Origin of the sequence: Synechococcus sp. R60.1, assembly GCF_047461835.1 — a bacterium.
Classification (GTDB): Bacteria; Cyanobacteriota; Cyanobacteriia; order Thermostichales; family Thermostichaceae; genus Thermostichus.
In genome coordinates, this window is sequence record NZ_JANSIA010000012.1 from 1 (window position 1) to 13,130 (window position 13,130).

9 protein-coding genes and 1 tRNA gene are annotated in these 13,130 nt (G+C 59.9%); 2 read left to right on the top strand and 8 right to left on the bottom strand.

Going from position 1 to position 13,130, the window contains the following annotated elements; translation table 11 throughout:
- The first annotated feature begins 152 nt into the window (after positions 1 to 152).
- Positions 153 to 1,289, top strand: a complete 1,137-nt coding sequence (gene ruvB / locus NW834_RS03135) for a Holliday junction branch migration DNA helicase RuvB (protein WP_414419355.1) — start codon at positions 153 to 155, stop codon at positions 1,287 to 1,289.
- A 62-nt stretch (positions 1,290 to 1,351) separates the two neighbouring features.
- Here the strand turns inward: ruvB and NW834_RS03140 are convergent, their stop codons facing one another.
- Positions 1,352 to 4,045 (bottom strand): phycobilisome rod-core linker polypeptide, encoded by a 2,694-nt coding sequence (locus NW834_RS03140; RefSeq protein WP_414419356.1) that lies wholly within the window; start codon positions 4,043 to 4,045, stop codon positions 1,352 to 1,354.
- 193 nt (positions 4,046 to 4,238) lie between these two features.
- On the opposite strand from NW834_RS03140, the gene NW834_RS03145 reads away from it, so the two are divergent.
- Positions 4,239 to 6,422, top strand: coding sequence for a glycosyltransferase 61 family protein (locus NW834_RS03145; RefSeq protein WP_414419357.1), 2,184 nt, complete (start codon positions 4,239 to 4,241; stop codon positions 6,420 to 6,422).
- Here NW834_RS03145 and NW834_RS03150 read toward each other — a convergent pair.
- The 7 genes from NW834_RS03150 to nifD all read right to left on the bottom strand — a co-directional run bounded on the left by NW834_RS03150 (position 6,423) and on the right by nifD (position 13,103).
- Positions 6,423 to 6,506, bottom strand: a tRNA-Leu gene (locus NW834_RS03150).
- Positions 6,507 to 6,662: 156 nt separating this feature from the next.
- Positions 6,663 to 7,817, bottom strand: a complete 1,155-nt coding sequence (locus NW834_RS03155) for an OFA family MFS transporter (protein ID WP_414419358.1) — start codon at positions 7,815 to 7,817, stop codon at positions 6,663 to 6,665.
- A gap of 184 nt (positions 7,818 to 8,001) precedes the next feature.
- A complete protein-coding gene (nifT, locus tag NW834_RS03160) occupies positions 8,002 to 8,202 on the bottom strand; it encodes a putative nitrogen fixation protein NifT (RefSeq protein ID WP_011430645.1) in 201 nt (66 codons plus the stop codon).
- Positions 8,199 to 8,462 (bottom strand): nitrogen fixation protein NifZ, encoded by a 264-nt coding sequence (locus NW834_RS03165; RefSeq protein WP_011430646.1) that lies wholly within the window; start codon positions 8,460 to 8,462, stop codon positions 8,199 to 8,201. The genes nifT and NW834_RS03165 overlap by 4 nt, the downstream gene beginning before the upstream one ends.
- Before the next feature lie 135 nt (positions 8,463 to 8,597).
- On the bottom strand, positions 8,598 to 9,785 hold the full coding sequence (nifV, locus tag NW834_RS03170) for a homocitrate synthase (RefSeq protein WP_414419359.1): 1,188 nt from the start codon (positions 9,783 to 9,785) through the stop codon (positions 8,598 to 8,600).
- A 253-nt stretch (positions 9,786 to 10,038) separates the two neighbouring features.
- Positions 10,039 to 11,574 (bottom strand): nitrogenase molybdenum-iron protein subunit beta, encoded by a 1,536-nt coding sequence (gene nifK, locus NW834_RS03175; protein WP_414419360.1) that lies wholly within the window; start codon positions 11,572 to 11,574, stop codon positions 10,039 to 10,041.
- A 65-nt stretch (positions 11,575 to 11,639) separates the two neighbouring features.
- A complete protein-coding gene (gene nifD, locus NW834_RS03180; RefSeq protein WP_099813105.1) occupies positions 11,640 to 13,103 on the bottom strand; it encodes a nitrogenase molybdenum-iron protein alpha chain in 1,464 nt (487 codons plus the stop codon).
- Between the last annotated feature and the right edge of the window lie 27 nt (positions 13,104 to 13,130).

Here is a 13,130-nt window from a genome sequence, read left to right on the forward strand (position 1 = left end):
GTGCGTGGCTGATGGCCTGACCTGACGCTTCAACAGCATTGGTGGATCCCCCAGCTTGGTCTGGGGGATTTTTTTGTTCTCTTTGCTGGGGTGATCTTTCCCAGAGCTTTTCTAGAGTTAAATTGGGGCCATTGCCTCTGTGACTTAGGGATATGGCAATCATTTCTTCTCGGGATACAGGCCAGAACGCTGAGGGCCCCAAGCGGCGGCAGCAAAAGTCTTCAGCCTGGAGAAAAGAAGGCAGAGAGTTGAGCTTTGCTGGGGAAAGGGGAGCGGATCCCTCTGCCCTGTTGCAGCCGCAAGCCCACCCTGGCGAAGCCCAAGAAGAATCCCTGCGCCCGCGCACCCTAGCGGAATATATTGGCCAGACGGAACTTAAAGAAGTGCTCTCCATTGCCATTGCGGCGGCCCGCGCTCGCCAAGAGCCTCTGGATCACCTGCTGTTCTACGGCCCGCCTGGTCTAGGCAAAACCACGGTGGCAGCAGTGCTGGCGGCAGAAATGGGATCCCAGTTCTACATGACCACCGCGCCGGCTTTGGAGAGCCCCCGCGACATTGCCGGGTATTTGGTGCGCTTGAAGCGGGGGGATGTGTTGTTTATTGACGAGATCCACCGCCTGCCCAAGGTTACAGAAGAATTGCTCTATCCGGCGATGGAGGATTTTCGTCTTGATATCACCATTGGCAAAGGTCGCTCTGCTCGCATCACCTCTCTGCCCTTGGAACGCTTTACCCTCATCGGGGCCACAACCCGCATTGGCGCCCTCACTTCTCCGCTGCGGGATCGCTTTGGCCACGTGCAACGGCTGCGCTTTTACGAGCCTCACGAGCTGGTGCAGATCGTGCTGCGCACGGCTCGCCTCTTAAATGTCTCCACCGATCCTGAAGGGGCTGCAGAGATCGCCCGCCGTTCTCGGGGCACGCCCCGCATTGCCAACCGCCTGTTCAAGCGGGTGCGAGATTACGCCCAGGTGCGAGGGGATGGCCACATTAGCCAAGAAGTGGCAGCAGCCGCTCTGGAGCTGTTCCAGGTGGATCCCATGGGTTTGGATTGGCTCGATCGCAAGCTGCTGACGGTGCTGGTGGAGCAGTTCGGTGGAGGGCCAGTGGGCTTGGAGACGATGGCCGCGGTGACGGGTGAGGATCCCCAAACCATTGAAGAAGTGTATGAGCCTTATCTGCTGCAGATCGGCTACCTGCAGCGCACGCCCCGGGGTCGAGTGGTTACCCCTGCTGCGCTACGGCATCTGGGCTATGAAGCCCAATCCCCCCTGCCTTTGTGGAGCTAACTCGTCTCTCCCCTCACCCCCGACCCCTCTCTCACAAGAAAGAGAGCAGTTGAGAGCCCCATCTAGCTACGGTCATTGCCCACAGGGCTGAAGCTGGGCACCACCAGCTCGCGGTTTTGCTTGGTAAGGCGACCGTACAGCTCCTGCGTGTTGGGGAAGTTGGCCGCCGGCAAGGTGGGGAAGCGGCGATAGGGCACCGTGTCCTCGCCGAAGAGATCCCGATACTCCTGGGTGTTCAGCAGGGCGCGCACAAAGGCTTTCACCCCCTGGGTGGCCAAGATCTGGTTGTACTTGCGGATCTCCTGCTGGTTGAGAGGAGCACGGCCCAGGAAGTGCTTGGTGCCCAGCTCGATCACCTTGGTGTTGGGATAGGGGGCATAGAACTCGGAGCGGTACAGCTCGGAACACCCCAGGGCCTCGATGAACTCCTTGACGGTGATCTCGCCGTTGCGCAGCTTGGACTCGGCAGAGCTGAGCTCGGCGCTGATGTTGTAGATGTCCATATCCCGCTCGAAGACCTGCCGGTAGGCGGCGCGGATGAGGTTGTTGACTTCCGCTTTGTTGGCCAGGCTGGTGAGCTTGAAGACAGGGATCTCTTGGCGTACCTTGGGCACCCCCTGCTGGGCCCGCCGCTGGATTTCCAGCTCGCCGGAAGGCATATCCCGAGGCTGACCCAACTTGACAAAGAGAGGGATGTCGTCGTCGGTGCGAATGGGCTTGGTCACTGCCATGTCGGTGGAGCCGGGGCGCATCCGCCGCAGCGCCAGGCCGCCAGGGGTGAGGTAGCGCTCGTAGGGCACGATATCTTCCCCGAAGACCCGCTGGTACTCCTCGCCGTCCAAGATGGCATCCACCACCGCGTAGAACCCCTGCTTGGAGGCAATGTCAAACAGGCGGTTCATCTCTTGCCGTCCGTAGGTGGGTCGGCCCAGTAGCTTGCGGTGGATGAACTCGATGGCTTTGCAGACATACAAGCTGGACCAGTACTTGTTGCGGAAGAGATCCGACTTGGCCAGTTGGCGCACAAACTCTTTGACGGGAATTTCCCCCGACTCCAGCTTGATCTCCCAGCGGGTCAGCCGTTGGCCTTCGTAGGGCACATAGCCGTATACCTGTTGGTAGCAGGCGCGGATCACCGCCTGGGTGGATCCCTCGCTGCCGACAATGCCGGCCCGCACCCCCAGCCGTCGGCTGCGATCTCCCGGAGTCTGGGTGAGCTTGAAAACCTTCGGGCCAAGGCTGCCGGGATCCCCTGCTGCTCTGGGATTGGTGCGCTCGTTGGTCAGGGCAAAGCCGCGCCGGATGAGGATGCGCTTGACATCTTTGTTGAAGGGAGCAGGGCGGGCGCTGAGGGAACGGGTTTCCTTGGGGAAGATGGCCCCAAATTGGATCTCCAGCGGGTCATTGCCGGAGCCATAGGCATGCTGATCCGGCAGGGGCCGGTTGTAGCGGGCAAAGAGGGTAATGAACTGGGGCACCTTGCGGCGGGGGGCAGCGTAGTTGTAGAGGTCGAATTTGGCCCCCCAGTTGGCGCTGGTTTGCGCTTCTACCCCCAGCTTGCGCAGGTAGGGCACCGTCTCCTCGCCGAAGTAGTCCCCGTACTCGCGGCTATCCACCAGCGCGTCCACCAGGCCGGCCAGACCCTTGCTGGAGACGATGGAGAAGTAGGTCTGCACTTCCTCGCGGGTTTCAGGGGCCCGGCCCAGGAAGTGGCGGAAGGCCAGCTCCACGACGCGGCTGTTAATGTAAGGCTCGTAGAACTGCTTGCGGTAGAGCTCCGATTTGCCCAGGCGGCGAATGAACTCCTTCATGGAGATCTCGCCGTTTTTCACCTTCGACTCCAGGTCGGAAAGCTTGAGGCCGTAGGCGCGGCGGATGTCCCGCTCAAACACCTGTCGATAGGCGGCCTTGATGACTTCTTCTTTCTCGGCGTTGGACAGCCCCGGCTTCATGGCAAAAACGGGAACTTTCTCGGCAGCCAAGTTGTAGATCTGGGGTAGCTGCAGCCCCTGCAGGGGCAGGCCGTCGGCGGTGCTGGCGTTGCGCTGCCGCAGCTTGTCGGAAGGGGCGGGAGCGATGAACTCGCTCAGCAAAACATCGAAGTATTGGTTGATGATGGCAACCGCTTCGGCATCTTTGCGGAAGTAGCCAGCCGCCGCCCGTTTCATCTCTTGAATGGCGACAATGGTGGCCTCGGCGGAGCAGGCGTTTTCGATGATCTCCCGCAGGCCGCGCGTGTTGACGGCGATGATGCTGGGATCCCCGGCCACCAGGGCGTAGGTAACGTAGCGCAAAAACCAGCTCAGATCCCGCAGCGATTTGCGCATGTTGGCAGCTCCGTAGCGGGAGATGTTGATGGGGCGGAAATTGGGGGGAATCTCCACACCGCTGGCGCTAAAGATGTTGCGGATGGCCTCAATGAATCCGCCGGTGGATTCCACGTAGAAGGCAGTACCCAGCTTGAAGGCTTCTTTCTCGTCTTGGGTCGCTTCTGGCCGCTCCAGATAGGCCATGGGCGAGCCCCCTGTGAAGATGCGGTTGGCTGCCCGGCTGACGATGATTTCCGAATTGGCCGCAATGACCTCGGCAATCTCTAGCCGTTTCAGGCCGCTGGAGAAAAAGTCCTCGAGGCGATCCAGCTCGGTGCGTCCCAGATAGCGATCCTGCTGTTCCGCCTGGGAGATGGTCGATACAGGCACGGTTTGGTAGAGACGGGGGTTGGAAACGACTGCGCCAGCGGATACGTTGATACCCATCGATCTTTTAAACTCCGTTTTGATCGAAAAAACTGCCGACAAAGGCCGAGGACAGTGCCATCGAAGGGGGTGAAGAGGCTGACCCACGACTGGAGGAGCATCCCTCTCTGAGCTGAGAAGGATCGATGCCCGATCCCTGAGGGGGAAGCCAAGCCTAGAATACTAGGGGCACGGGCCCAGAGTGGGGAGGTTGTTGCAGTTTGTAACACTGTTTCTCATCCACAAAGACATGGCTCTCAACCCAGCTCTACCCTCCCATCTGTTGTCTTCTGCTTTTCTCCTTGAGGATTGGGAGCAGGGACATTACGAACGCGTTACCCAGGTTTTACAGCAACAGCTCGAGCAGGGATCCCCCTCTCCAGAGCTGTATTGGGAGCTGGGAGCCGCCTATCTCCTGCTGGGTCGGGAACTGGAGGCGCAGCTGGTGTGGCAAGAGAGCTTGGCGATGCTGCAAGCGGGGGGGGTGGCCGAATCCGAGGCCGTCTACCACCTGCTGAGGAGCTTGCAGGCTTTGGCGGAAAGCCTGTGGGAGAAGGGCCATTGGCCGCAGGCAGCAGCTCTGTATCGGCAGCTTCTGGAGTTGGGGGATGGACAGCTGGAGCTGTCTTCTGGCCAGGCTTTGGCTGCTCACCGCATTGGCCTGACCCAAGAGCGGAGCCGGCTGTGGGCTGCGGCAGCGGAGTGGTTTGAGCGGGCTTGCCAGCAGGATCCGACGGCGGCAGAGAGTTTTTGGCGCTGGGGCTTGGCCCTGATGAAGCTGGGCCGTTTGCGAGAGGCGATTTCCCCTCTGCAGGAGGCTGCGCGGCTGCGCCCTGAGTGGGGGGATCCCTGGGTACAGATGGGCCTGGCGTGGCTGGATCTGCGGGATCCAGTTCAGGCTGTGCGGTGTTTCCAGGCGGCTGAGGCGCGGGGCACCGGGACAGCGCAGCTCTACAGCTACTGGGCGGAAGCGGAAGTGCGGCTGGATCACCCTGAGGCCGCTTGGGAGAAGGTTTGCCGAGCGGTGGCAGCGGAACGGAATTGGGTGCAGGCGTGGTGCGAGGGCAGTGGCAGAGAAAGCCCTCTGCGGTCTGGACTGGAGCAGGCATGCAGAGGGGAGGGCCCCGATTGCCTGCTGTACTCGGCTTGGCGGCAGCGTTGGGCTCCAGAAGGCGTTGCCCCTCCAGCAGACTCCTTTTCCCAGAGCACTCCCCCTACAACTGACTTCTGGCCAGTGCCAACCCAAGGCTACCTCACCACCCGGCAGTGGCATCAGGCCACGGGCGAAGGGGACTACCAACCCCTGGATCCAGGGGGGGTTCTCTGTCTAAAAGCGCCCCCTGCCGCTGATCCCGACATTTTGCAAAAGTTGCGCCCGCAGCGCATCCCCTTGGCAGAGACCTTTGTCGCCCAGATCCCCCGAGGATCCGTCCACGTGGGCCACTATCCCCGCCACCTCTACGCCAGCTTTGCCAGCGGGGTGCTCACCCGCCGGGGAGAATTGCTCGCCGATCTATCCCTGAGCTTGCCGCCGCCGGAGTTCCTCGACTGGGACTACAGGCCAGATCACCTGCGACACCACCCCCTGCTGGGCTTGCCCCATCTCCCCCCACCGATCCCACTGGATGGCCCCGTTGCCCTTTTGCCCTTAGGGGCAGTTAATTACTTTCACTGGATGGTGGATATTCTGCCGGCCCTCGATATCCTGCAGCGGTCGGGCGCCCTGGAAAAGGACATCCCCATCTTGATCCACGGGTATCAAAGAAAGCCCTTTCAGGTGCAGAGCTTGGCTGCTTTGGGGATCCCAGCCGAGCGCATCCTCAGCTTTGAGCAGTTGGGGGGATCCCATCTGCAAGCCCAGAACCTGATCGTGCCCTCGGCAGGCGCTCCGGTGGGGTGCTTGACGCCTAGGGGATTGGAGGTGCTGCGGCAACTGGCCCAGCCGAGTTTATCCATTGACCCCTTACAACCGCGGCGAATTTACATCAGCCGTCGCTCTGCCCGCTGGCGGCGGGTGATCAACGAAGCGGAGGTGCTGGCCTGCTTGCGCCCCTGGGGATTTGTACCGGTGCAGATGGAAACCCTTTCTCTTCCCGAGCAAATAGCCCTGATGCAGGGGGCAGAGGCGGTGATCGGGATCCACGGGGCGGGCCTAACCAACCTCGCCTTTTGTCCACCCGGCACCACTGTCATCGAGATCTTGCCCAGCAATGCAGTGCTCCCCTATTTTTGGATCATTGCCCAGGTGGCAGGGTTAAGGTATTTCCCCTTGGTGGCGCCTGTTTGCGATCCGGCTTTGGTGGCTCTTCTTTCCAGCCCCGATTTGGATCGAGAAGATGCCTGGGTTCGGATCCCGGACTTGCTGAATGTGCTGGAACAGACAGGGATCAAGGGATGATGGGATCGGAGGGACTCGAACCCTCACGTTCTTGAGGAACAACGGATTTTAAGTCCGTAGCGTCTACCATTCCGCCACGATCCCAATCTGTCGGCAATAGCCGTACTACTCTATCAAACTGCTCGCCTTGGGGGGGCAAGTCTTTAAGTTGGTTCACCCAGCCCTGCAGTGGAGGGTATGAAGTAGGGGATTGCTGCCCCTGCTGATGGGATCCCTGCTGTGCCCGCTGGCTTGAAGCTCCTACAACTTCTCTTTCAAAAAAACGTTGGCCACCCAGATCCCCACCACCGCCAAGGCGGCCATCCCATAAAAGGTATAGCTATAGCTGCCCAGCCTATCGCGAATTTGCCCCGCGATCATCGTTCCCACCAAGGCCCCAACTCCATAGGCGGTAAACACAATGCCGTAGTTCTGGGCGTAGCGTTCGGGATCAAACAAGCGCAGGGTCAGGGCGGGAGCCATGGCCAGCCACCCCCCCAGGCAAAACCAAAGCAAGGAAAAGGCTACCCAATAGCCCAGAAGGGATCCCTGGGGAGGCAGGAGCATTAGCCCACAGGCCAGCAGGATCAGCCCATAGGAGCCCGTAGTGACCTGATGGGGATGTAAGCGATCGGCCAACCAGCCAAACAGAGGACGGCTGATCCCGTTGAAAATGGCGAAGAGAGCCACGCTGTTGGCAGCCGCAGTGGGATCCAGGCCGATCAGCTCTTCCCCCACGGGGCCGGAAATCCCAATGGCGCTTAAACCGATCAGAGTGCCGATGGCGTAGCAGATCCACAGGCCATAGAAGGAGGGGTTTCTCAGCAGAGGGAGAGAGCGCCTAGAAGCCGGTAGAGGGTGATCTGGGCTGTCCGTGGATTTTCTTGGAAAAGATGGGGAAGGGATCCAATCGGGGGGAGGAAATCTCAGTTGGGTTGCGATCCCCAAGATCACCGCTGCAAAGAGGATCCCCAAAATCAGCAGCGTAGGTCGAACCCCCAGCGCCTCGATCAAGCGGTTGGCTAGAGGAGCGGTAAGCAGGGGGGATAGGCCAAAGCCGATAATGGTGGATCCCACCGCCAATCCCTTGCAATCGGGAAACCAACGGGCTGCCACGGCCATCGGCACTCCATAGGCTATTCCCACACCGCTGCCGGCAATGACTCCATAGCAGAGGGCAATCCACCCAATGGAGGGGGCGAAGCTAGCCAGCCCATAGCCCAAACCCACCAAGCTGCCCCCCAGAGCCAGTACTCGGCGGGATCCCCAGCGGGGGATGACAAACCCTGTGATGGGCATGAGGGTAGCGTAGAACACGAGGGCAACCGTGTAGGGCAGCAGGCTCTCACTGGCCCCAATCCCCAGCTCTGTTTCCAGAGGCTTGCGGAAAATGCTCCAGGAATAGACGGTTCCCAAGCAAAGAAGAACCAGGAGCCCCAGGAGGATGAAAAGCCATCTCCCCATATGGGCCGGTTGTCCATACAAAGTAACGGGGAATCCAACCCTTTTCATGGGTATCTAGAGCTTGTTGGAGCTGAGTTCAACCCATTCTCTCAGCCCTTTCGGGGATAGGCCAACAGAATTTTTAGCCAACCGTTGGCTAGAGGCGTTTGGCCTCTACTGTCTTGGGCAGAGACAAAGGCTCCGGCAGCTCCGGGATGGACAATTCCCAACCGTTGCTCAGGGTGAAAATGGTTTCCCCGGCCTCTGAACGGGTGGCCACAACCGATTCTTCCAGATCTTTTTTGGGAACGTAGACCATCAAATGCCCGTAGGCACTTTCGTGCAGGATGACTTTCATAGCCCTTTCTCCACAAGTTCCAGCTCTTGGGCACGGCACCCCACCACCAAGCCTTTGGCCAAGCAGTGGACGGCATAGACGTAAAACCGTTGTAGAAAGGTGCCAATGGAAATCACGTAACCTTCGTCGCCGGGAACGGCTAAGATTTTTCCCACCGGCTGGCCGAAGAAGGTGCCATCGTTGCGGATGACCTTACGGATGCGGACTTTGTCGCCCAGCTCAAATTGGGGAGGGCGATCCAGCTCCAGTTCGTCGCTCATGGGGTACCTCCTGTGATTTCTGCCAACACTCGACAAAGCTCTTGGCGGGTTAGGCTGCGGCCTACTTGGCGTGCCCGTCGAGACACGGCTGCCAAAATGGCCTGAGATTTGGAAGTTTCCTTTCCGGACAAGCGGTTAGACAACATCGGGATGGCTTTCCTCTGGGATGGGTTCTGGAGTGTGTTGCGCCCATTGCGTCAGCGTTGCGCGGCAATAACGGGCCAGTTCCGCCGGTGGGATCGGATGCTTGCAGTGGGTGACGTGCTGCCGCACCTGTTCCAGGAGCTTTTCCAGTTGGCCAGGTGGGATCTGCTCGACAGGGATCCCCTGTTCCTTGAGGATCTGGAGCAGCAAATGCCTGCCGGAGTGTTTGCCCAACACCAGCCGCCGCTGGCTGCCCACGGCTTCTGGTGGGAAAGGCTCATAGGTCTGGGGATCCCGCAGCACTCCCGCCGCATGAATGCCCGACTCGTGGGCAAAGGCGTTGTCACCGACGATGGCCTTCCAGGGAGGGAGGGGAGCACCGCTGGCCCGCGCCACCTGTTGAGACAGCTCCCGCAAACGGCGGGTATCCACCCCAACATCGATCCCCAAGGTGTAGCGCAAAGCCATCACCACCTCTTCCAAGGGGGCATTGCCGGCCCGTTCCCCCAAGCCGTTGACGGTGGTGTTCACCGACTGAGCGCCGGCGCGGATCCCGGCCAAGGCATTGGCAGTGGCCATGCCCAGGTCGTCGTGGGTGTGCATCTCCACAGGGATATCGATGGCCTGCACCAGACGGCGAATCTGCTTGTAGGTGCTAAAGGGATCCAAAATGCCCACCGTATCGCAGTAGCGGAAGCGCCGACAGCCCCAGCTCTGGGCCATTTGGGCCAACTCGATCACCTGCTCCAGGGGGGTGCGGCTGGCATCTTCTGCCCCCACCGAGACCCACAGCCCTTGCTCCAAGGCCATCTCCACGCATTGGCGCAACTGTCGCAGCAGCCGAGGGCGATCCCCTTGGAACTTGGCAGCGATTTGCCGATCCGAGACCGGCACGGAGATGTGGATCCGCTTGAGGCCGCAACGAATAGAGGCGAGGATATCGCTGGGCACAGCCCGGTTCCACCCCAGCAGGTGGGCCCGCAGCCCCAGGCTGAGCATGGCGCGAATGGCTTCCGTTTCCACGGCGCCCATGGCCGGGATCCCCACCTCGATCTCGGGCACGCCAATGGCATCCAAGAGGGCAGCAATGGAGATTTTCTCGGGGATTTGGAAGGCTACCCCTGCCGCTTGCTCCCCATCGCGCAGGGTGGTGTCGTTGATGGTGATAGAGGAATTCATGGGATCCATCCTCCAAGACCTACGGCCCGCCTAGGCAATCGGTAACCGTCGATGGTGCTCCGCACCGCTGGCGCGACCCCGGTTGCGTCAGGGCAATCATGTCCAGGGTAGAAAGCTCAACCAAGTTGCCGCAGAATTCATCAGATTCCTGTAAGGCTTGGCTGTTCCTCTTAGCGGGGTGGAGTCTTTGGAGCAAGGGATCCTTGACAAAGTCCGACAAAGTCCGGCCTTTGGGATCCCGCTGCTCTGGCCATCAACGAATTAAGTCGAAGGAGATGTCGGTTTTGCCGGGGATGATGCTGCGCCGATCTGCCTCATCCAGAATGGTGTTGACAATCCAGTTAAGGAGGTTGAGCGCCCCCACATAGCCATAGGTGGGATAGCGATGCAGATGGTGGCGGTCGAAGATGGGGTAGCCGATGCGCACCAAAGGCGTGCCCGTATCCCGCCATAGGTATTTGCCGTAGGAATTGCCGATCAGCAGATCCACCGGCTCGGTGAACATCAGAGAGCGCAGATGCCAGAGATCCTTGCCCCCCCAGACGGTTGCCCCCTGTCCATAGGGACTGGAGGCCAGCAGTGCCCGCGCCTCGGCTTCGAACTCCTCGTTGCTGTTGGTCACCACCACATGGATCGGCTCGGCCCCCAGCTCCAGCAATACGCTCAGCAAGCCCATCACCAGATCCGGATCCCCGTACAGGGCTACCCGCTTGCCGTGGATCCACGCTTGGGAGTCCGTGAAAGCATCCACCGCCCGGCCCCGTTCGATCTCCAGCTCGGGGGGAATGGGCTTGCCGGTTAGCTGAGATAGCTGCATCAAAAACTCATCCGTGCCCCGAATGCCCACTGGCCGCGCCGTCAGGGTGGGCCGACCCGAGGCCTCTGCTAGAAACTCCAGGGTCTTGGGTGTGGTGTAGCGCTGGAAGGAAAAAGTGGCCTCGGCGTTCAAGCATTGGGCGGCCACCTCCAGAGGGGTTCCGCCGGGATACATGTGGAAAGTGCCGTCGTTGGGCGAATCCAAATAGTCGGAGTTGTCCGCCAGCAAAGTCAGCGGGATCCCGAATAAGCCGAAGATGCGCTTGATCTCCCGCAAGTTGCCCACGTAGGTATCGAAGCCAGGGATGACGTTGATGTGGCCATTGCTGCCTGTGCGGCCCACCGGCTCGGTGAGGGTGCTGAGAATGGCCTTGAGCATGTTGTCGTAGCCGGTGATGTGGGATCCCACAAAGCTTGGCGTGTGGGCATAGGGCACCGGGAAGTTGTGGGGAATAACTCCCTCATTTCTGGCCGTGGTGATGAAGGCTCCCAGGTCATCCCCGATCACCTCCGCCATGCAGGTGGTGCACACGGCGATCATCTTGGGCTTGTAGAGGGCGTAGGCATTTTCCAGTCCCTCGATTAGGTTTTTGAGGCCGCCAAACACCGCCGCATCTTCCGTCATCGAGGTGGAGACCGCCGAAAAGGGCTCCTTAAAGTGGCGGGTGAGATGGGTGCGAAAATAGGCCACACACCCCTGGGATCCATGGACAAAGGGCAGAGTTCCCTCAAAGCCGACAGCGGCGAAGATGGCCCCTAAGGGCTGGCAAGCCTTGGCAGGGTTTATCGTCAAAGCTTCCCGCTGAAAGTTTTTCTCCCGGTATTCCCAAGATTTTGTCCATTCGGCCACCCGGGCCACTTCTTCCGGGGAAGGGAGATCTTCAAAGGTTTGCTTGCACTGCAGAAGCGCCTGATATTCCGGATCTTGAAACAGGCGGGCGTGATCTTTGATGTCTTGGATATCTTGCGGCATGGTCGGTCTCCTAATGAGGGGCAGGGGAAGGAAGGGCCGTTCGCGTTTGGGATCCCGGCGGCAAGCTAGGATTTCCAGGGGGCTTTGACCAGATCCCAGGTGGGGCTATTCAAAGCCAAATCCATATCGCGAGCGAACACGGCAAAGCCGTCGTAGCCGTGGTAGGGGCCGGAGTAGTCCCAAGAGTGCATCTGGCGGAAGGGCAAAGCCATCTTTTGAAAGACGTACTTCTCCTTGATGCCGGAGGCGATGAGATCTGGCTTCAACCTCTTGGCAAATTCTTCAAACTCGTAGCCGGACACGTCATCGTAGATGAGGGTGCCATCGTCGATGTACTGGGTGGTGCGCTTGTAGTCGTCGCCGTGGCCGAATTCGTAGCCGGTGGCAATCACCTCCATGCCCAGCTCCCGGAAGGCCGGGATGACGTGGCGGGGCCGCAGTCCGCCCACCATCAGCATCACCCGCTTGCCCTCCAGGCGGGGACGGTACTTGGCAATGATGGCCTCGCTCTGGGGCTTGTACTTGGCGATCACCTGCTCTGCCTTGGCCTGGATGGTCTCGTCAAACCGCTGGGCGATGGCCCGCAGGGATTTGGCAATTTGGGTGGGGCCAAAGAAGTTGAACTCCAGCCAGGGGATCCCGTAGGCTTCCTCCATGTGGCGGCAGATGTAGTTCATGGAGCGGTAGCAGTGGATGAGATTCAGCTTCACCCGAGGGGCAAGCAGCATCTCGTTCCAGGTGCCATCGCCGGAAAACTGGGTCACTACCCGCAGGCCCATCTCCTCCAGCAAAATCCGGGAAGACCAAGCGTCGCCGCCGATGTTGTAGTCCCCAATCAGGGCCACATCATAAGGGCCGGGCTCAAAGTTGAGGGATCCCTCCTTCGCTTTCTTGTCAGCAATGGGCAAAACCCAGTCCCGCACCGTATCGTTGGCGATGTGGTGGCCCAGGGACTGGGAGACCCCCCGAAAGCCTTCGCAGCGCACCGGTACCACCGGCTTGCCAATTTCTTTGGAAACTCTCTTGGCCACTGCCTCGATGTCATCCCCGATCAAGCCGACGGGGCATTCGGACTGGATGGTAATGCCTTTGGCCAAGGGGAAGAGTTCGCTGGCTTCCACCAAGAGTTTGGCCAGTTTTTTGTCCCCCCCGAACACCACATCTCGCTCCTGAAAATCGGAGGTGAACTGCATGGTAACGAAGGTATCTACCCCGGTTGTGCCGACGTAGTAATTGCGCCTTCCCGACCAGGAGTAGTAGCCGCAGCCCACGGGGCCATGGCTGAGGTGGATCATGTCTTTGACCGGCCCCCACACCACCCCCTTGGAACCGGCATAGGCACAGCCGCGAGTGGTCATGACGCCGGGGATCGACTTGATGTTGGACTTTACTCCGCAATCCGTTTTGCCCTTGTCGTAGACGTTGAGGTGTTTGGCTCGCTTTTGCTTGGCCTTTTCCGGATAGGTTTCCAGAACTTCTGCAATAACTTTTCGGTTTTCCTCTTTGAGGGCGCTTTTTGGAGTAGTCATGGGAAGAGCCTCATCTACTGGATTTTT